Genomic DNA, 18,934 nt, shown 5'->3' on the forward strand with positions numbered 1-18,934 from the left:
TTTCGATCGAAGCAAGCACGAGGAGCGGAATGACCACGACGACGTTGACCCCGGACGTTCGAATCGCCTTCATCGGCGGCCTGCAGCGCAGCGGCACGACCCTGCTCGGTCGTCTGATCGCGGCGCACCCCGATGCGGCAGGCCTGGTCGGCACGCACACCCCCGAGGACGAGGGGCAGTTCGTGCAGGACGTCGTCATCGACGACCACCGCATGGCGAAGGAGCAGGCCGGATGGATCGGCGGGATCAGCCACTGGGCGTTCCACCCGGCAGCGCATATGGACGAGGCCGATGCGAAGCGCATCCCGGATGCGGCCGCCCGCATGCTCGCAGGCTGGCAGCCGTACTGGTCGCGTCCTGAGGCCGAGCTCTACGTCGAGAAGTCCCCGAGCAACCTCGGGCGAATGCGCTTCCTCCAGGAGGCGTTCCCGCGCAGCACCTCCATCGTGATCTCCCGCCACCCTGTCACACAGGCCCTCGCGACCCGCAAGTGGACGCACCCGGCTGCGCGGATCGGGCTGGACTTCGAGCAGCTGATCGATCACTGGTGCGTCGCCATGGAGATGTTCGAGGCGGACCAGCCGCACCTGCGGGAGTCGCTCCTCGTGAAGTACGAGGACCTGATCGCGAAGCCCGACGCGACGATGTCCGCCGTGGGGGCGTTCCTGGGCCTGCGTGACGTGGGGTTCGACGTATCGGACGTCTCCGACCGCGATGGCGTCTACCGCCGCTACTGGTCGGCGATGCGCGGTCAGGGCGAGCGGCTCGTGCCGCTCAACCCGAAGGGCGGCGCGCATCGTGAGGTCGCCCGCATCCTCGAGCGGCTCATCGTCCCGACGATCGGGCGCCGCAGGCTGGCCCGGACGATCGAGCGCTACGAGCCGCGGATCGCACGCTTCGGCTACAGCTTCGAGGACCTCGCCTGAGCTCAGGCGCTTGAGGCGACCGCGTCGGCGATCGAGTTCTCGAACTCGATCGCCGGCCGCCAGCCCAGTTCGGAGCGCAGGCGGCTCGAGTCGCCTGTGACCGAGGCCACGTCGATGGGCCGCGCGCCGGTCATGTCGGTCGCGGGGACCTCGCGTCCCATGGCGGCGCAGATCGCGGCCAGGACCTCGTTCCCGGTCCTGGCCCGTCCCGATGCGATGTTGTACACCTCGTGCTGCAGTGCGGGCGCTTCGCAGAGCAGCAGATAGGCGTCGACGACGTCTCGCACGTCCGTGTAGTCACGGGCGGTCGTGAGGTCGCCGGTCGTCAGGGGGACGCCGGGTGGCAGGTCTCGCAGCCGGCTGATGAGGTCGGGGACGAGGAAGCCTGGACCCTGGTGCGGTCCGATGTGGTTGAACGGGCGTGCCGAGACGGTGCTGAGGCCGCGGCGGCCGTAGTACGAGAGGAGATGCTCCGCCAGGAGCTTGCTGATCGCGTAGGGCGAGGTCGCCGTGACCGGTGATGTCTCATCGATGGGCGATGCGGTGCCCGCGTAGACGGCGCCCGTGCTGGACGCGACGACGCGCGTGCCCGCGCGGCCCTGGGCGATCAGGGATTCGCACATGTTGACGACCATCGCCCCGTTCGCCTGGATATAGCGCATCGGGTCGTCGAACGACGGGCCGACGGCCGCGAGTCCGGCGAGATGCATCACGACGTCGAACCGTGGGAGGGCGGGCCATCGCTCGGTCAGGTCTGCGACGACCAGGTCGGCGACCCCCTCGGGTTCGTCGGCTGGCTGCCGGCGCGTGATCCCGAGGACCTCATGCCCTCGCGCCGCTGCACGCGCAGCGAGATGACGGCCCACGAAGCCGTCGACTCCCGTGACGGCGATGCGGAGGCCCATGTCAGCGGGCGGCGCCGATGAGCTTGAGATCGTGCGCGACCATGCGCTTCACGAGGCCGGGGAAGTCGACCTCTCGGGTCCACCCCAGCTCGGTCTCGGCCTTGGCGGGATCCCCGAGAAGGATGTCGACCTCCGCCGGGCGCATGAACGCCGGGTTCTGCTTGACGTAGGGCTTCCAGTCGTCGACGCCGATCTCGGCGAACGCGAGCGTGAGGAACTCCTCGATGGAGTGCGTCTCGCCCGTCGCGAGCACGAAGTCGTCCGGCGTGTCGTGCTGGACCATCTGCCACATGCCCCGCACATAGTCGCCCGCGTAGCCCCAGTCGCGCTTCGGCCACAGGTCGCCGAGCTCGATGTGGTCCTGCAGGCCGGCGTGGATCCGGGCGACGGCGTTCGTGATCTTGCGCGTCACGAACTCGACGCCGCGGCGCTCGCCCTCGTGGTTGAACAGGATGCCGCACGACACGAACATCCCGTAGCTCTCCCGGTAGTTCTTGGCGATCCAGTGGCCGTAGAGCTTCGCGACGCCGTATGGGCTCCGCGGGTGGAACAGGGAGTTCTCGTTGTAACCCTTCCCGGGGCGGTTGTAGTCCAGTCCGCCGAACATCTCGGACGTCGAGGCCTGGTAGACCTTCGTGGACTCGGCGCGGCCCGCCAGGCGGACCGCCTCGAGCACGTTGAGCACGCCCTTGCCGGTCACCTCGGCGGTGAGGGTGGGGTTCTTGAACGAGTACCCCACGTGGCTGATCGCCGCGAGGTTGTACACCTCGTCGGGCTGGGAGACGTCGACCGCGCGCACGATGGAGGTCGGGTCGGCAAGATCGCCCTCGATCAGCTGGACGTAGGGGAACTCGCGCGCGACCTCATCGCGGCGCGGGTTCTGCTGCCCGCGGATGAGGCCGAAGATCTCGTACCCCTTCTCGTGGAGCAGCTCGGCGAGATGGCCGCCGTCCTGTCCCGTGATTCCGGTGATCAGTGCGCGCATACTTGTTCCGTTCCTTTGGGGGCGGCCGTGATCGTGTCAGACGGCCCTGGTGGCCATGCGGTCGGCCGGAGACGACGACATGGTATCGGGCGAATCAGTCGTCTCCGGTGGCCTGGGCCTCGAGGATGCGGCGCTCGCGCCGGGACGACGACTCGAGGCCGTGTCCTTTCCGGACCATCATCCAGCCGACCGTCCCGACGACCAGCGCTGCCGCCACCGCGATCAGCGTCACCTCGTTGCTCACCTGAAGCAGCTTGAGCCCCGCCGCGAGCAGGACGATCGCCAGTGCCCGGCGGACGAGCCCGCCGGGGACGCGCGACGAGAACTGCGCACCCAGGATCGCGCCCGGCACGCTGCCGATCGTCAGGGGGAGCACGATGGACCAGTCGACGTGCCCGAACAGCAGGTGCCCGCCCGCCGCGGCGATGACGAGCGGGACGGCCTGCACGAGATCCGTGCCGACGAGGCGGTTCATGGACAGAAGCGGGTAGAGCGCCATCAGGGCGATGATGATGAACGATCCGGAGCCGACCGAGGTCACGCCCACCATGAGGCCGCCGACGATGCCGACGAGCAGGGTGGGGATGACGCGCACGGGGATGTCGCTGGAGGGCACGTCGAGCTTCGGGGCCGCCAGGCCCTTCCGCTCGCGCGCCCATTCGACGAGGCCGAGGTAGGCCTTCACGATGAGCAGGCCGGCCGCGATGAGAAGCGCGATGCCGAGAGCCGTCTTCACGAACGCCGTCACGCCCACGAGCGGGCCGATCGCGCCGATGAGCACCGCGCCGAGGAACGCGGACGGCACCGAGCCGATCATCAGCCACAGCACGATCCGCCAGTGCACGGTGCCGTGCCGCGCGTGGACGATGGATCCTGCCGGCTTCATGACAGCCGAGGTGATCAGATCGCTGGAGACCGCCGTCAGGGGGTTCACTCCGAAGAACAGCACGAGGGTCGGCGTCATCAACGCGCCGCCGCCCATACCAGTGAGGCCGACGACGATCCCGATGCCGAATGCCGCGAGTGCCAATCCCCAGTCCACGAACACCGACGCTAACACTTCGGCATCGGGGCCCCGTCGCCGCGAGGCCTTGCATGACGGGCACCCGTACCCGTACCGGCGCCCGTGTGGGAGGCCCTCCCGTGGCTGGGGTATCGTCAGGATGCCGACACTCCGCCGATTGGACGACGCCCTGAGCTCTGTGATGACCACCGATCGCCTCCGCCCTGCCGACGCCGAGACGGCGCGCGCCGTCGCGGAGGCCGCCGCCCACCGGCTCATCGACGTGCGTGCCGCCAATCCCGGCCTCGAGGGTCGCGCCCTCAAGGATCTCGGCGACGCCGAGGCGCAGCTCGTGATCGCGGCGACGCTCGCGGAGCGTGCCGCCGGGGACGCCGTGCTGAGCGAGGAGGCCGCCGACAGTGATGCCCGCCTCGCCGCGTCGCGGGTATGGATCATCGACCCGCTCGACGGCACCCGGGAGTTCTCCGAGGGCAGGGACGACTGGGCCGTGCATGCCGGACTGGTGGTCGACGGCGAGCTGGCGCTGGGAGCGGTCGCGCTCGGCGGCCCCGAGCGGGTGCTCGTGTCGAGCGACCTGTCGGGACACGCCCCCGCGCAGGACGGACCGATCCGCATCGCGGTGAGTCGGACTCGTCCGCCCGCTCTGGTCGAGCACGTCGCCGCCGCTCTCGGCGCGGAGCTGGTCCCGATGGGCTCCGCAGGAGTGAAGATCTCGTCCGTGGTCACGGGCGAGTCCGACGCGTACATCCATGGTGGCGGCCAGTACGAGTGGGATTCCGCCGCGCCCATCGCCGTCGCCCGCGCCGCGGGCCTGCACACTTCCCGGCTCGACGGTTCTGAGCTGGTGTACAACCAGCCGAACCCCTACCTGCCCGACCTCGTCGTCTGCCGACCCGAGCTGACGGACCGCATCATGAGCGCGATCGCCGACGCTCTCGCGGCCCAGCCCGAGTGAAAGGAGTCTCGGTGACGTCCGACGCCCACTACTCGCTCTCCCAGCTGAAGCAGCTGGAGGCCGAGTCCATCCACATCATCCGCGAGGTGGTGGCGCAGATGGAGAAGCCCGCGCTGCTTTTCTCGGGCGGCAAGGACTCGATCGTCCTGCTGCACCTGGCGATGAAGGCGTTCCACCCGGCGCCGCTGCCCTTCCCGATCGTCCACATCGACACGGGTCACAACTTCCCCGAGGTGATCGCATTCCGCGACGCCCACGTCGAGAAGCACAACCTGCGTCTCGTGATCGGGTCCGTGCCCGAGGCGATCGAGCGCGGTCTGGTGCGCGAGGAGCCGAACGGATCGCGCAACCGGATCCAGACGCCCGTGCTGCTCGAGACGGTCGAGCGCAACGGCTTCACCGCCATGCTGGGCGGCGCCCGTCGCGACGAGGAGAAGGCCAGGGCGAAGGAGCGGGTGTTCTCCTTCCGCGACGAGTTCGGCCAGTGGGACCCGAAGAACCAGCGTCCGGAGATCTGGAATCTCTACAACGGCCGCGTGCACCCCGGCGAGTCCATCCGCGTCTTCCCGCTGTCGAACTGGACAGAGCTCGACATCTGGGAGTACATCCGGCATGACTCGATCGAGCTGCCGCCCATCTACTACGCGAGCGAGCGTCAGGTGTTCGAGCGCAACGGCATGCTCTTCGAGGCGAACGAGTTCTGCCGCCCCAAGGACGGGGAGATCGTCGGGCCGCGCATGGTGCGCTACCGCACGGTCGGGGACGCCACGCTGACGGCTGCGGTCGCCTCGGAGGCGACCACGATCGATCTCGTCATCGAAGAGGTCGCGACCACGCGCATCACGGAGCGCGGCGCCACGCGCGGCGACGACAAGGTGAGCGAGGCCGCGATGGAGGACCGGAAGAAGCAGGGGTACTTCTGATCATGGACATGCTGCGATTCGCGACCGCCGGTTCGGTCGACGACGGCAAGAGCACCCTCATCGGCCGCCTGCTCTACGACTCGAAGTCGATCTTCGCCGATCAGCTGGAGAGCGTCGAGGCGACCAGCAAGAGCCGTGGCGACGAGTACGTCGACCTGTCGCTCCTGACGGACGGGCTTCGCGCCGAGCGCGAACAGGGCATCACGATCGACGTGGCGTACCGCTACTTCGCGACGCCGAAGCGCAAGTTCATCATCGCGGACACCCCGGGCCACGCCCAGTACACCCGGAACATGGTCACGGGGGCGTCGACCGCCGATCTGGCCATCGTGCTCGTCGACGCTCGCAAGGGCGTGCTGGAGCAGAGCCGACGGCACGCCACGATCGCATCGCTGCTGCGGGTCCCGCACCTGGTGCTCGCCGTGAACAAGATGGACCTCGTGGACTGGTCGGAAGACGTCTTCACGAGCATTCGCGACGAGTTCTACGACTTCTGCACCCGCCTGAACATCAACGACCTGACGGCCATCCCGCTGTCCGCGCTCGCCGGAGACAATGTGGTGACGCGCAGCGAGAAGATGCCCTGGTATGACGGTCCGTCGCTTCTGCACCACCTGGAGAACGTGTACATCGGCGGCGACCGCAACCTGCAGGACGTCCGCTTCCCCGTGCAGTACGTGATCCGTCCGCAGCAGAGCGAGCACCGCGACTACCGGGGCTACGCGGGTCAGGTCGCGGGTGGCCTGATGAAGGTCGGCGATGAGGTCCTCGTGCTCCCCTCGGGCCTCACGAGCCGCATCTCCGGCATCGACACCGCCGACGGGCCGATTCAGGAGGCCTTCCCGCCCATGTCGGTCACGGTCCGGCTGGAGGACGAGATCGACATCTCGCGCGGCGACGTGATCTGTCGTCCCCACAACCACCCTCACGTGTCGCAGGACATCGACGCGACCATCTGCTGGATGGACGAGGCGCCGCTCGTGGTCGGCAAGAAGTATGCGGTGCTGCACAACAGCCGCGAGGCGCGCTGCGTCGTCAAGGCCGTGCAGTACGAGCTCGACGTCAACTCGCTGCACCGCAAGCAGGATGTGGACACGCTCGGTCTGAACGCGATCGGCCGCGTCACCCTCCGCATGACGTCCCCGCTGGTCGCGGACCCGTATTCCCGCAACAGGAACACGGGGGCCTTCGTCATGATCGACGAGTCGACCAACTCGACCGTCGCCGCCTGCACCATCAACGACGCCGACTGACTCAGCCCGCGGCCGGCGACGCGCGCGTCCGGCCCTGACCTGCTCAGGGGGTGTGATGTCCAGGGAAACCGATGCGAAGGGCTCGCGAGGGCCTTCTCGCCTGACTCGGCGGGGCATGCTGATCGGCGGCGTCGCGGTGCTGGGCACGGCGGCGCTGTACCCGGCGGTGGCGCCGTTGCTGGAGGACTCCCGGCCCCGGCCTCCGCAGCCGACCACATCACCGGATTCGGAGCTCATGGTGCCCGGCGTCGGGTTCTCGATCGCGGCGGAAGCCGGCGGCGGGGGAGCCGTCGTCCTGCGCGCCGGCGACGGCACTCCGCTGCAGCGGTTCGGGGGGTATCGGGTCGGCGAGGTGATCGGAACCTCTGGATCCGTCTCGATCACGCGCGGCGAGGACGGCGCGTCCGCGCTCACGGTGGATTACGAGGTCGCCGGATCCGCCACTCTCCGTGGGACCTTCACTCCGCGGGGACGGCGCCTGGAGATCCAGTTCGACGTCAGCTCTCCCGGCCTCGAGAGCAGCGCGACGGCGCTCATGCGTCGCGAGCCCGCTGCGGGTGGTGCGACAGAGGAGGTGGCCTACGGCGTCGCCGCGTGGCGCCGCGACCCGCGGGGCGGGATCCCGTTCGAGGACGAGACGGATCTCGTGTACGTCCAGCACGTGGCGGGCCGCGCGCTCGCGATCGTCGCACGCGAGGGCAATGCCGACTGGCGCAGCGGATCTGAGCTGAGCCTTCCGGGCGAGCGGCTCTCTGCCGGAGTGTTCCGTGCCCGGTCCGTCGTGCTCATCGGCGACGCGCCGCACCCGGCGGTGTACGCCGCCGCGGCATTCGGCAAGCCGCTCGCGGCCGGCGTATGGACGGACAGGCCCTTCAACATCTGGGATCGAGCCGACAGGCCGCTCGTGGTGCACGGGGTGGCGCACAACGAAGGGCCGGAGCGGGCCATCACGTTCCGCTGGCTGGCGCACGACTTCGACGGACGGGTCGTCGCGGACCGCCGGCGCACCGTGGTCGCGGACGAGGGCTCGACCGCGACCGACGACGTCGAGGTCCGGCTGCCGGGTCGAGGCATCGCGTTCGTCGAGCTGACGGTGTCCGCCGGCGCCGACCGCGATCTCGTGCGCACGAACGTCGCGGTTCTTCCTCCGCATCGTTTCGTGGAGGGCGCGACGTCGATGTTCGGCACGGCCGCCGGGCATCTGTTCGACCTGCCGGAGGAGCGCACGCTCCTCAAGCGGATCGGCGTCCGGAAGGTGCGCCGGTTGGTCTACCCGAGCGGCGAGGCGGCCCGTCTGGGATTCACCCAGAGCCATCTGACGATCCCGGAGACCCCCGGGCAGTTCGATGGAGATGACGCGGCACTCCAGGCGTACGCGGCGAAGGTCATCGACGAGGCCGAGGCGGGTGGCGCGACCCACTACGAATGCGCGAACGAGTGGAACATGCTGGGAGACGGGATCCTGAGCGGCGACGGCGCGCGGCGCTACGTCGAGAAGTGGCTGACCGCGTTCCGTCGCGAGCTCGACCGCCGGAGCAGCACCGTGCGCCTTCTCGCTCAGGGACTCGCCGGGATGGACCTCGCCTATGCCGAGGGGATGTACGACGCCGGCCTCGCGAAGTACGCGCACGCGTTCAACCTCCATCCGGGCCGCGCGAACGTCACGCCGGACTATGCGCCGCCTCCCGCAGACTGGACGCGCGGCGAAGGCGTGTACTGGAACTTCCTCGGCGCGCTCAAGGAGGCGCGACGGCTCATCGAGCAGCGTGCCGGCGGCGCTCTCGAGCTCTGGCTGACCGAGGCGTACGCGGTCACCAAGCCGAATTCCTGGTGGAGCGACACCTATCGGCACGCCGCCGAGAACGTCGTGCTCTCGGCGGCCATCGCGAAGGCGCACGATGTGACGGCGTTGCTCTGGTATCAGCTGTACGACGGACTGTATGCGGACCTGCACCGGGCCGATCCGGGCAATCGCGAGTACCACTTCGGTCTCATGCTGCGGGACCGCAGTCCGAAGCCCTCGCTGCTCGCCTTCGCGAACATCGCCGAGCAGCTCGACCAGTCCTCGTTCCGGAGGTGGCTCGACTTCAGGGGGACCGCCCGGCGGGGCATGGTGTTCGATACGCCGCGCGGTCTGCTCACGCTGCTGTGGACCCGGGCCGACGGGTACATCCTCAACACGGAAGGGGCGCGCGACGGCGACTTCTTTCCCTCGCCCGAACCGTGGGAGGACACCTGGCGCACCCGTGACGAGGTCACGGTGCCCGCAAGCGGAGCGGTGACCCGAATCGACGTGATCGGGCGTCGCAGCGCCGTCCCCGTGAAGGACGGCGAAGTGCGGATCGCGCTCGACGGCGCGCCGAGCATGTACTACGGCCTGGACGTCCCGCGACTCGAAGCGGCTCTGACCCGATGATCGCAGGCGCGCCTCGCGATCCGTGCGGCGATGCTTGGATTGATGCGACGGCCGCCCCGACGACGAATGGGAGAAGATGAGCGTCCACGATGTGACTCTGACCGAGCCGCAGCTGCGAGATGTCGAACTCGCCCTCGCGGGGGCGATGCGCCTGCGACTCGTTCTCGCGGGTGTCGAGGCGGGAGCCGGCGATCGGCTGAGGCTCCTCGACAGCGAGGGGACGGACGTCGCCGAGCTGGCAGTGCAGGCGGTGGCGGCAGCCGAGGCCTCCGCGGCGGGTGAGCCCGCACGGATCGGTGCGGGGGAGGCGCCTGCACCACCTCGCCGCGCCGTGTTCACCGGCGCCGTGGCCGAACGGCGTGAGCTCGGTCACCGCGACTGGATGGATATCCGTGCGCGAGCGGGCGCCGAGCGCTCGCCGAGGGCGGTGGTGTTCACCGGCGCTGTTCCGCCGCCGGGGGAGCTTCCGGTGCAGGCTGGGGAGGGCGCCGCGGTCGTCGTGCTCGATCACGGCGACTCCCACGCGCTCGCGGATGGCGTGAAGGCTGCCGAGGCCCATGGGCGCCGCGTCGTCGTGCTGCCGTCGCCCGATGTGCGGGATCGCTCCCCGGAGGAGTGGCGTGAGGCCGTGGTGTCGGCGGCGCGTGCGCTCGTCGCCGACGAGATCGACCTCGTGGAGACCCCGCTCGAGGGTTCGCGCGGGCGTGCGATCCTGTTGACCGGGCTGTCCGGATCCGGCAAGTCGACGATCTCGAAGCTTCTGGTGCAGGAGCTCGCGGCACGGGATGACCGCACGGTGAGCCTCCTGGACGGGGACGAGGTCCGCCTCATCCTCTCGTCGGGCCTCGGGTTCTCGCGTGACGACCGGATGATGAACGTGCGACGCCTCGGCTGGGTCGCCGCACTCGTCGCAAAGCACGGTGGCATCGCGGTGTGTGCGCCGATCGCCCCGTATGAGGTGATGCGCGCTGAGATGCGCGAGCGGGTCGAGAGCGTCGGGCGGTTCCTGCTCGTGCACATCGCGACTCCGCTCGAGGTGTGCGAGCAGCGTGATCGCAAGGGACTGTACGCCAAGGCTCGTGCGGGCGAGATCCCGCAGTTCACCGGCATCAGCGATCCCTACGAGGTGCCTTCCGACGCGGACGTCGTCATCGACGCCTCCGAGGTGGAGCCGGGCGAGGCGGTGGAGCGGATCCTCGCGTCGCTCCGCCGTCTCGACGCCCAGGCGGCCCGCGGCTGACGCGGGCACGAGACGTCTGCGAGCGGGCGGCGATAATGGGGCGATGCGCATCTCCGCCCGGGCCGACTACGCGGTGCGTGCGGTGGTCGCGCTGGCGCAGGCCCGCCTCGACGGCCTCATCCGCGCCGAGACGATCGCCGCGGACGAGGAGATCCCGACGGCCTTCCTCGAGAGCATCCTGACCCAGCTGCGTCGTGCCGGTCTGATCGAAAGTCGTCGTGGTGCCGGCGGTGGCTTCCGGCTCCGGCGCCCGGCGGAGGAGGTCACGGTCGCGGACGTCGTCAGAGCGGTCGACGGCCCGCTCGTCTACGTGCGGGACGTGCGGCCATCGGAGATGGAGTATCCGCAGGCGGGCGGCCGCGCGATGGTCGAGTTGTGGGTCGCCCTCCGCGCGAGCGTCCGCAACGTGCTCGAGACGACGAGCATCGCGGATCTCGCGGAGGGAAGGCTTCCGTCCGTCGTGCGGGCGCTGGTCGACGATCCGTCGGCCTGGGAGCAGTCCAGCCCCTTCGGCGACTGACCGAGTCGGCAGGACCTGTCGGGCGACGTTGCTTCGGCTATTCTCGACAAAAACAGTCGGAAAACACGGAAAAGGGGAATCGCTCCGATGGGCGGATCACGGCTCGAAGGAACTGATGCGGCCGGTGCGCGAGGGGACGCCGCGTGGCGGATGCTCAAGCGGGCGATCCGGCCCGCGGCGTTGCGCATGGCGACGCTCAGCCATGTCCTCGATCCGCGCGATCCGGCCATCCGGGTGCAGCCGACCCGCAGCCTGCTCCTCGCTTCTCCGGCGGTCCACGGGTCGCTCGGCGATGAGGCCATGGTCGTCGCCACGCGACAGGCGGCCGCCCTTCAGGGGTGGGACGTGTCGCTCCTGACGCCGGGCAGCGCATCGGGCTGGGCCGATGCCGGGCTCGCAGATGTGCGCGCGATGGACGACGACGCGGTGGGTGCCGGCTTCCTCGTGCGGCGCCGGGCCCTGGATGGCGCCGGGGCGGCGGTGGTCCTGGGGGCTGACGCGATGGACGCCGCCTACGGGGCTCGTGGCGTCAGCGCGCGCATCGACTTCCTGAACCAGGCCGCCCGTGCGGGAATCCCGGCGCGCCTGGTCAATTTCAGCATCCGAGAAGGGGTGCCCGCCGTCGTCGCGCGACTGCTGCGCCGGCTCGAGCCGGACGTCGGGATCTGGGTCCGTGACGAGGCGTCACGAGGTCGCGCCGAGGACATCTTCGGCCGGCGAGTCGGGGCCGTGCCCGACATCGCATTCAGTCTCATGCCCGATGATGCGCGCCGGTCCTCGCCGGGCACGATCGCGCTCGTCGTGAACGGTCACCTGGGTCTGTTCGGGCTCGGAGCGGCCGAGCGCGTCCACGATTACTTCCTCGCACTGGGAAGCGGCCTGCTCGAGCGCGCGGACCGGGTCCTCGTGGTCGCCCACGATCTGAGACCGACTCCGGGCGACCCGGCCCTCGCGGAGCGGATCGCCGGCGAGCTCGGAGAGCGTGCCTCCGCCGTGTCGCCTGTGAGCGCGGCTTCGGCGAAGGGGCTGCTCGGCGGCGTCGACCTGTGCGTGACCGCGCGCATGCACGCTGCCGTCGCGGCCTTGAGCTCGGGAGTCCCGACGGTCGGTCTCGACTATCTCGACAAGTTCCGAGGGCAGTTCGAGTGGTACGGCCAGGGTGACGCGGTGACGCCCGCGAACGGCGACGCGGGTGAAGCGCTGGCGGTCGCGCAGCGGGTGTGGGCGGAGCGGGACGCGCGTCGCGCCGCGATCACGGCCGCGAGCGGGCGCCTCCGGTCCATCGGCGTTCCGTGGATGCCCGGAGCGTGATCGGGGGGCCGATTCGCGCCCGGGCGTGTCGTGCGGTAAGGTAGACCCTTGGTGCCCAACTGCGGGCACAGCGAACGTGAGCCCTCCACCGGCTGGTTTGCCCGACATCGTCGGGAGAACCGCCCCGGAGCGGGATTCACGAACGACTCCGTTCGAACAGAAAGCAGCACTACTGTGACGCGCACTTACACCCCGAAGGCCGGTGAGGCCCAGCGCGAGTGGCTCGTGATCGACGCCACCGACGTCGTCCTCGGCCGCCTCGCCTCGCACGCCGCCGCGCTCCTGCGTGGCAAGCACAAGGCCACCTTCGCCCCCCACATGGACATGGGCGACTTCGTCATCATCGTGAACGCCGAGAAGGTCGCGCTCACGGGCCAGAAGCTCCAGCAGAAGATGGCCTACCGTCACTCGGGCTTCCCGGGTGGTCTCAAGGCCGTCTCGTACTCCGAGCTGCTCGAGAAGAACCCGGTCCGCGCTGTCGAGAAGGCCATCCGTGGCATGCTCCCCAAGAACAGCCTCGGCCGTCAGCAGCTCGCCAAGCTGAAGGTGTACGCCGGTGCCGAGCACCCGCACGCCGCGCAGCAGCCCAAGACGTACACCCTCGACCAGGTCGCCCAGTAAGCGCCGGCATCCAAGGATTCAACGTGACTGACAACGACATCCAGAACTACTCGACCGAGACGCCGGCCGCCGAGGCCCCCGTCGCCGAGCGCCCCGTCCTCAACGTCTCCGGCGCCGCCGTGGGTCGCCGCAAGCAGGCCATCGCCCGCGTGCGCGTCGTCCCGGGCTCGGGCACGATCACGGTCAACGGCCGCACGCTCGAGGACTACTTCCCGAACAAGCTGCACCAGCAGCTGATCAACGACCCCTTCACGGTGCTCAGCCTCGCCGGTGCGTACGACGTGATCGCGCGCATCTCGGGTGGCGGCCCCTCGGGTCAGGCCGGCGCGCTGCGTCTCGCCATCGCCCGTGCGCTGAACGAGATCGACCGTGAGAACAACCGCCCGACCCTGAAGAAGGCCGGCTTCCTCACGCGCGACGCCCGCGTCATCGAGCGCAAGAAGGCCGGTCTCAAGAAGGCCCGCAAGGCGTCGCAGTTCTCGAAGCGCTAAGGCGCACGAGGCACATCCGAATGCCCCTTTTCGGCACGGACGGCGTGCGAGGACTCGCCAATGGCATCCTCACCGCCGACCTTGCTCTGTCCCTGGCCCAGGCGACCGCCGTCGTCCTGGGCCAGGGCCGTTCGGCCGAGGCCCGACGGGCCGAAGGCCGGCGCGCGGCCGTGGTCATCGGCCGCGATCCGCGCATCTCCGGCGAGTTCCTGAGCGCCGCCGTGTCGGCCGGCCTCGCCGCGTCGGGCATCGACGTGTACGACGCGGGCGTCATCCCGACCCCCGGCCTGGCGTTCCTCGTCGCCGACCGCGACGCCGACTTCGGCGTGATGATCTCCGCATCTCACAACCCGGCGCCGGACAACGGGATCAAGATCTTCGCTCACGGCGGAGTCAAGCTGCCCGACGTGGTCGAGCAGCGCATCGAGGAGGCCCTCCAGGGCCCCAAGCTCCTCCCCACGGGCGGCGACGTCGGCCGCATCAAGCGCTTCGCCGACGCCGAGGACCGCTACGTCGTGCACCTGCTGCAGTCGCTGCCGCACCGCCTCGACGGCATCCACGTCGTGCTCGACTGCGCCCACGGCGCGGCGGCCGGCGTCTCGCCCGAGACGTTCCGGGATGCGGGCGCCACCGTGACGGTGATCGGCGCCGACCCGGACGGCGTCAACATCAACGACGGCGTCGGATCCACGCACCTCGAGCAGCTCTCGGACGCCGTCGTGCGCGTCGGAGCCGACGTCGGCATCGCCCACGACGGCGACGCCGACCGCTGCCTCGCGGTCGATGCGCAGGGCCGCGTCGTCGACGGCGACCAGATCATGGCCATCCTCGCCAGCTCCATGAAGGAGCGCGGCCGGCTCAAGGACGACACGCTCGTCGCCACCGTGATGAGCAACCTCGGACTCCACGTCGCCATGCGCGAGCGCGGGATCACCGTGCTGCAGGCCGCGGTCGGCGACCGGTACGTGCTCGAGATGATGGACGAGGGCGGCTACTCGCTCGGCGGCGAGCAGTCGGGCCACGTGATCATGAGCGACTACGCCACGACGGGCGACGGCCTCCTGACCGGCCTGCACCTCGTGGCCGAGATGGCCCGCACGGGCAAGACCCTCGCCGAGCTGGCGTCGATCATGACCGTGTACCCGCAGGTGCTGATGAACGTGAAGAACGTCGACCGCGGGCGCGTCTCGGACGAGGGCGTGCAGCAGGCGGTGCGCGAGGTCGAGGCCGAGCTGGGCGACACCGGGCGCGTGCTGCTGCGCGCATCGGGCACTGAGCAGCTCGTGCGCGTCATGGTCGAGGCCGCCGACGAGGAGTCGGCGCAGCGCTACGCGGAGCAGCTCGCCGAGGTCGTGCGGGAGCGCATCGGGCTCTAGGCCCAGCCGAGCTCTTCGATGTAGCGGAGCATGACGCCCTCGCGCAGGGCCCAGGGGGAGACCTCGAGCTCCGAGACGCCGAAGGCCTTCATGGTCTCGTGCAGCACGACCGCGCCCGCGGTGATCTGCACGGTCCGCTCGGGCGTGATGCCGGGCAGCTCCTTGCGCACGGCCGCCGGGATGCGCGCCAGGCGCGGGATCCACTGGCCGAGCGACTGGCGCGGGAGCACCATGCGGGGCGAGCCCGACCATCCCGGCCGCGGGTAGCCGGCGAGCTTCGCGAGCGAGCGGATGGTCTTCGACGACCCGACGACGTGATCCGGGCGCGGCGATCCCTTCAACCCGTCCGCGATCGGGGCCAGGGTGGCGGCCGCGTGCGCGCGCAGCTCGGCCACCGCGTGCTCGCCGGGCGGATCCTCCGGAAGGTACGCCAGCGTCATCCGGCCGGCGCCGAGCGGCACCGACTCAGCGTAGTCGGGCAGCTCCTCGTCGCCCGCCGCGATCTCGAGCGATCCGCCGCCGATGTCGAACAGCAGGATGCGCCCCGCCGACCATCCGAACCAGCGCCGCACCGCCAGGAACGTGAAGCGCGCCTCGGTCTCGCCGCCCAGCACCTGCAGGCTCTGGCCCAGCGCCTCCTCGATGCGGGCGATCACCTCGGGGCCGTTCGCCGCCTCGCGCACCGCAGACGTCGCGGTCGGCAGCAGCTCGCGCACGTTCTCCGAGGCGGCGAGCTCCTTCGCGCGCGTGACGGCGTCGACCAGCGCGCGGACGCCCTCCTCCGAGATCGCGCCCTCGGGCGTGAGGTAGCGCATCAGGCGCAGCACGGTCCGGTGGCTCGATGCCGCCAGCGGGCGTCCGCCCGGATGGGCGTCGGCGACCAGCAGGTGCACGGTGTTGGACCCGATGTCGAGGACTCCCAGGCGCATGGGGCCAGGGTATCGGGCGGGTGCAGACGCGTTTCGTCTCCGCTTCGCTCCGCTCAACGACGGGCGGATGCGCGGATACGATGGGCCGGATGAGCGCCGTCCCTCCCCCCGCCCCGCTCTCGCTCTACAGCGAGATCGCCCGTGGCGACTGGTCGCGCCTCGCGGCGGGCATGGATCAGCCGCTCACCGAAGCGGAGGTCGTGCAGCTGCGCGGCATCGGCGACCGGCTCGACGTCGCCGAGGTGCGCGAGGTCTACCTGCCGCTGAGCCGCCTGCTCTCGATCTACGCCAAGACGACCAAGCGCCTCGGCAGCGACGTCAGCGGCTTCCTCGGCCGCGACGACCAGACCACGCCGTTCGTCGTGGGCGTCGCCGGGTCGGTCGCGGTCGGCAAGTCGACGATCGCGCGCCTGCTCCGCGAGCTCATGAGCCGCTGGTCCGACACCCCGCGCGTGGAGCTCGTCACCACCGACGGCTTCCTCTACAGCAACGCCGAGCTCGAGCGGCGCGGGCTCATGGACCGCAAGGGCTTCCCGGAGTCCTACGACCGTCGCGCGCTGGTCGAGTTCGTCACCAAGGTGAAGAGCGGGGCGGATGAGGTGCGCGCCCCGTTCTACTCGCACATGAAGTACGACATCATGCCCGACGCGCACGTGGTGGTGCGGCGACCGGACGTCGTGATCGTCGAGGGTCTGAACGTGCTGCAGCCCCCGCCCGCGCCGAACGACGTCGCGATCAGCGACCTGTTCGACTTCTCGATCTACGTCGACGCCGACGCTCAGCACATCGAGCAGTGGTACATCGACCGCTTCCTCGCGCTGCGCGAGGGCGCCTTCTCCAACCCCGCCTCGCACTTCAACGTCTTCGCGCACCTCACGGACGAGGAGGCGACCGAGACCGCGCGGGGCTACTGGAACGACATCAACCTGCCGAACCTGCTCGAGAACGTGCTGCCGACCAAGCACCGCGCCTCGCTCGTCCTGCGCAAGGGCGTGGACCACTCGGTCGAGTCCGTGCTGCTGCGGAAGCTGTAGCGCCCGGGACGGCCGGCTTCGGCTCGCTGCGCTCGCTCAGCCCGTTTCGACTCCGCTGCGCTCCGCTCAACGACCGGGGGGCGCTCCGCTCGGCGACGGGGGCTGCGCTCCGCTCGACGACCGAGGGGCGCCCAGGCGGGTTCCAGTCGGCGGAACCGTAGGATGGAGCGCATGTGTGGAATCGTCGGATACGTCGGGCCCCGTGACAGCCAGGACATCCTGATCGCGGGCCTCGCCCGCCTGGAGTACCGCGGCTACGACTCGGCCGGCATCGCCGTGATCGACGGCGACGGCGCGCTGCACGCCGCCAAGAAGGCGGGCAAGCTGGCGATGCTGCGCGACGAGCTGGCGGCGCATCCGATCGCGGCCGGCACCACCGGAATCGGCCACACCCGCTGGGCCACCCACGGCGGCCCCACCGACGTCAACGCGCACCCGCACCTCGCCGACGACGACCGCCTCGCGGTCATCCACAACGGCATCATCGAGAACTTCTCGGAGCTCAAGGCCGAGCTCGTCGCCGAGGGATTCGCGTTCCGCAGCGAGACCGACACCGAGGTCGCCGCGGTGCTCCTCGGCCGCGAGTACCGCGCGAGCGGGGGCGACCTGGTCGCCGCGTTCCGCGCCGTCGCGCGCCGCCTCGAAGGCGCCTTCACGCTGCTGGCCATGCACCAGGACCACCCCGGGCTGGTCGTCGGCGCGCGCCGCAACTCGCCCCTCGTGATCGGTCTGGGCGAGGGCGAGAACTTCCTCGGCTCCGACGTCGCCGCGTTCGTCGAGCACACCCGCAAGGCCCTCGCGATCGGCCAGGACCAGATCGTCGCCATCACGCCAGACGGCGTCGAGGTCACCGACTTCGACGGCGCCCCGGTCGAGACGTCGCCGTTCGAGGTCATGTGGGACGCGTCCGCCGCCGAGAAGGGCGGCTGGTCGAGCTTCATGGCCAAGGAGGTCTCCGAGGAGCCCGAAGCCGTCGCCAACACCATCCGCGGCCGCGTCCAGGACGGCCAGGTGGTCATCCCCGAGCTCGACGGCATGGACGAGCTGTTCGCGGGCATCTCGCGCATCGTCATCCTCGGCGCCGGCACCGCCGCCTACGCGGGCCTTGTCGGCAAGTACGCGATCGAGCAGTGGGCGCGCATCCCCGTCGAGGTGGAGCTCGCGCACGAGTTCCGCTACCGCGACCCGCTCGTCGGGCCGGACGTGCTCGTGATCTCGATCAGCCAGTCCGGCGAGACCATGGACACGCTGATGGCCGTCAAGGAGGCCGCGCGCCTGGGCGCCAGGACGCTGTCCATCTGCAACACGCAGGGCGCCACCATCCCGCGCGAGTCCGACGCGATCGTCTACACGCACGCCGGCCCCGAGGTCGCGGTCGCGTCGACCAAGGCCTTCGTCGCGCAGATCACGGCGCTGTACCTGTTCGCGCTGCACGTCGCCCGCATCCGCGGCACGCTCGCCCCCGAGGAGCAGGCCGCGCAGATCCAGGAGCTCGCGGCGCTGCCCGAGAAGATCCAGTGGATCCTCGACACCGAGCAGGAGCGCATCGAGCAGCTCGCGCGCTGGATGGCCGACACCCGCGCCGTCCTGTTCCTCGGTCGCCACGTGGGCTACCCGATCGCCCTCGAGGGCGCGCTCAAGCTCAAGGAGCTGTCGTACATCCACGCCGAGGGCTTCGCCGCCGGCGAGCTCAAGCACGGGCCCATCGCCCTGATCGAGCCCGGTCAGCCGGTGTTCGTGGTCGTCCCCTCGCCGCGCGGCGCCTCGGTGCTGCACGCCAAGGTCGTCTCGAACATCCAGGAGATCCGCGCGCGCGGCGCCCGCGTGATCGCGATCGCGGAGGAGGGCGACGCCGCCGTGCTGCCCTTCGCCGACGAGGTGCTGCGCATCCCGCTCGCGTCGCCGCTGCACGAGCCGATCCTGGCGGTCGTGCCGCTGCACATCTTCGCCATGGGCCTCGCGAATGCGAAGGGCCTGGACGTCGACCAGCCGCGCAACCTCGCCAAGTCGGTCACGGTCGAGTGA

At 70.2% G+C, this 18,934-nt stretch carries 17 protein-coding genes; 13 read left to right on the forward strand and 4 right to left on the reverse strand.

Going from position 1 to position 18,934, the window contains the following annotated elements; translation table 11 throughout:
* Positions 1-29: 29 nt before the first annotated feature.
* On the forward strand, positions 30-926 hold the full coding sequence (locus tag ACYVGN_RS12785; RefSeq protein WP_460791198.1) for a sulfotransferase family protein: 897 nt from the start codon (positions 30-32) through the stop codon (positions 924-926).
* Between the two features lie 2 nt (positions 927-928).
* Here ACYVGN_RS12785 and ACYVGN_RS12790 read toward each other — a convergent pair whose 3' ends face one another.
* The 3 genes from ACYVGN_RS12790 to ACYVGN_RS12800 all read right to left on the reverse strand — a co-directional run bounded on the left by ACYVGN_RS12790 (position 929) and on the right by ACYVGN_RS12800 (position 3,858).
* The gene (locus ACYVGN_RS12790; protein ID WP_460791199.1) at positions 929-1,831 is read right to left on the reverse strand and encodes an NAD-dependent epimerase/dehydratase family protein; all 903 of its coding nucleotides are present in this window, start codon (positions 1,829-1,831) and stop codon (positions 929-931) included.
* Position 1,832: 1 nt separating this feature from the next.
* Entirely contained in the window at positions 1,833-2,816 is a 984-nt protein-coding gene (locus ACYVGN_RS12795) for a GDP-mannose 4,6-dehydratase (protein ID WP_460791201.1), read from the reverse strand.
* Between the two features lie 94 nt (positions 2,817-2,910).
* The gene (locus ACYVGN_RS12800; RefSeq protein WP_460791202.1) at positions 2,911-3,858 is read right to left on the reverse strand and encodes a sulfite exporter TauE/SafE family protein; all 948 of its coding nucleotides are present in this window, start codon (positions 3,856-3,858) and stop codon (positions 2,911-2,913) included.
* A 163-nt stretch (positions 3,859-4,021) separates the two neighbouring features.
* Here ACYVGN_RS12800 and ACYVGN_RS12805 point away from each other — a divergent pair, with 163 nt between their 5' ends.
* From ACYVGN_RS12805 to glmM, 10 genes are all read left to right on the forward strand, one after another.
* A complete protein-coding gene (locus ACYVGN_RS12805; protein WP_460791204.1) occupies positions 4,022-4,795 on the forward strand; it encodes an inositol monophosphatase family protein in 774 nt (257 codons plus the stop codon).
* 11 nt (positions 4,796-4,806) lie between these two features.
* Complete coding sequence (gene cysD / locus ACYVGN_RS12810) at positions 4,807-5,718, forward strand: sulfate adenylyltransferase subunit CysD (RefSeq protein ID WP_460791206.1); 912 nt, start codon at positions 4,807-4,809, stop codon at positions 5,716-5,718.
* Between the two features lie 2 nt (positions 5,719-5,720).
* Positions 5,721-6,971: a sulfate adenylyltransferase subunit CysN gene (cysN, locus tag ACYVGN_RS12815; protein ID WP_460791208.1), complete on the forward strand. Its 1,251-nt coding sequence runs from the start codon at positions 5,721-5,723 to the stop codon at positions 6,969-6,971.
* Between the two features lie 115 nt (positions 6,972-7,086).
* Complete coding sequence (locus tag ACYVGN_RS12820) at positions 7,087-9,387, forward strand: hypothetical protein (RefSeq protein WP_460791210.1); 2,301 nt, start codon at positions 7,087-7,089, stop codon at positions 9,385-9,387.
* A 76-nt stretch (positions 9,388-9,463) separates the two neighbouring features.
* Entirely contained in the window at positions 9,464-10,627 is a 1,164-nt protein-coding gene (gene cysC / locus ACYVGN_RS12825) for an adenylyl-sulfate kinase (RefSeq protein WP_460791212.1), read from the forward strand.
* Between the two features lie 43 nt (positions 10,628-10,670).
* Entirely contained in the window at positions 10,671-11,147 is a 477-nt protein-coding gene (locus tag ACYVGN_RS12830) for an RrF2 family transcriptional regulator (protein WP_460791214.1), read from the forward strand.
* Positions 11,148-11,333: 186 nt separating this feature from the next.
* The gene (locus ACYVGN_RS12835; protein WP_460791216.1) at positions 11,334-12,458 is read left to right on the forward strand and encodes a polysaccharide pyruvyl transferase family protein; all 1,125 of its coding nucleotides are present in this window, start codon (positions 11,334-11,336) and stop codon (positions 12,456-12,458) included.
* Between the two features lie 174 nt (positions 12,459-12,632).
* A complete protein-coding gene (rplM, locus tag ACYVGN_RS12840) occupies positions 12,633-13,079 on the forward strand; it encodes a 50S ribosomal protein L13 (RefSeq protein WP_134747314.1) in 447 nt (148 codons plus the stop codon).
* A gap of 23 nt (positions 13,080-13,102) precedes the next feature.
* Positions 13,103-13,570 (forward strand): 30S ribosomal protein S9, encoded by a 468-nt coding sequence (gene rpsI, locus ACYVGN_RS12845; RefSeq protein ID WP_308068649.1) that lies wholly within the window; start codon positions 13,103-13,105, stop codon positions 13,568-13,570.
* A gap of 20 nt (positions 13,571-13,590) precedes the next feature.
* On the forward strand, positions 13,591-14,946 hold the full coding sequence (gene glmM / locus ACYVGN_RS12850; RefSeq protein WP_460791218.1) for a phosphoglucosamine mutase: 1,356 nt from the start codon (positions 13,591-13,593) through the stop codon (positions 14,944-14,946).
* Here glmM and ACYVGN_RS12855 read toward each other — a convergent pair.
* Positions 14,943-15,875 (reverse strand): Ppx/GppA phosphatase family protein, encoded by a 933-nt coding sequence (locus tag ACYVGN_RS12855; protein WP_460791220.1) that lies wholly within the window; start codon positions 15,873-15,875, stop codon positions 14,943-14,945. The two genes, glmM and ACYVGN_RS12855, sit on opposite strands and share 4 nt — an antisense overlap.
* An 80-nt stretch (positions 15,876-15,955) precedes the next feature.
* Here ACYVGN_RS12855 and coaA point away from each other — a divergent pair, with 80 nt between their 5' ends.
* Positions 15,956-16,909 (forward strand): type I pantothenate kinase, encoded by a 954-nt coding sequence (gene coaA / locus ACYVGN_RS12860; protein ID WP_460791222.1) that lies wholly within the window; start codon positions 15,956-15,958, stop codon positions 16,907-16,909.
* Between the two features lie 171 nt (positions 16,910-17,080).
* Complete coding sequence (gene glmS, locus ACYVGN_RS12865) at positions 17,081-18,934, forward strand: glutamine--fructose-6-phosphate transaminase (isomerizing) (protein ID WP_460791224.1); 1,854 nt, start codon at positions 17,081-17,083, stop codon at positions 18,932-18,934.

This window comes from Microbacterium lacusdiani (assembly GCF_054779895.1).

What these genes read in the sequence shown, in the direction of transcription:
- ACYVGN_RS12790 (WP_460791199.1), bottom strand. Translation starts at nt 1,831, where the DNA reads ATGGGCCTCCGCATCGCCGTCACGGGAGTCGACGGCTTCGTGGGCCGT.
- cysN (WP_460791208.1), top strand. Translation starts at nt 5,721, where the DNA reads ATGGACATGCTGCGATTCGCGACCGCCGGTTCGGTCGACGACGGCAAG.
- glmM (WP_460791218.1), top strand. Translation starts at nt 13,591, where the DNA reads ATGCCCCTTTTCGGCACGGACGGCGTGCGAGGACTCGCCAATGGCATC.
- ACYVGN_RS12785 (WP_460791198.1), top strand. Translation starts at nt 30, where the DNA reads ATGACCACGACGACGTTGACCCCGGACGTTCGAATCGCCTTCATCGGC.
- ACYVGN_RS12805 (WP_460791204.1), top strand. Translation starts at nt 4,022, where the DNA reads ATGACCACCGATCGCCTCCGCCCTGCCGACGCCGAGACGGCGCGCGCC.
- ACYVGN_RS12835 (WP_460791216.1), top strand. Translation starts at nt 11,334, where the DNA reads ATGGCGACGCTCAGCCATGTCCTCGATCCGCGCGATCCGGCCATCCGG.
- ACYVGN_RS12830 (WP_460791214.1), top strand. Translation starts at nt 10,671, where the DNA reads ATGCGCATCTCCGCCCGGGCCGACTACGCGGTGCGTGCGGTGGTCGCG.
- ACYVGN_RS12855 (WP_460791220.1), bottom strand. Translation starts at nt 15,875, where the DNA reads ATGCGCCTGGGAGTCCTCGACATCGGGTCCAACACCGTGCACCTGCTG.
- coaA (WP_460791222.1), top strand. Translation starts at nt 15,956, where the DNA reads ATGGGCCGGATGAGCGCCGTCCCTCCCCCCGCCCCGCTCTCGCTCTAC.
- ACYVGN_RS12795 (WP_460791201.1), bottom strand. Translation starts at nt 2,816, where the DNA reads ATGCGCGCACTGATCACCGGAATCACGGGACAGGACGGCGGCCATCTC.
- glmS (WP_460791224.1), top strand. Translation starts at nt 17,081, where the DNA reads ATGTGTGGAATCGTCGGATACGTCGGGCCCCGTGACAGCCAGGACATC.
- ACYVGN_RS12820 (WP_460791210.1), top strand. Translation starts at nt 7,087, where the DNA reads ATGCTGATCGGCGGCGTCGCGGTGCTGGGCACGGCGGCGCTGTACCCG.
- cysC (WP_460791212.1), top strand. Translation starts at nt 9,464, where the DNA reads ATGAGCGTCCACGATGTGACTCTGACCGAGCCGCAGCTGCGAGATGTC.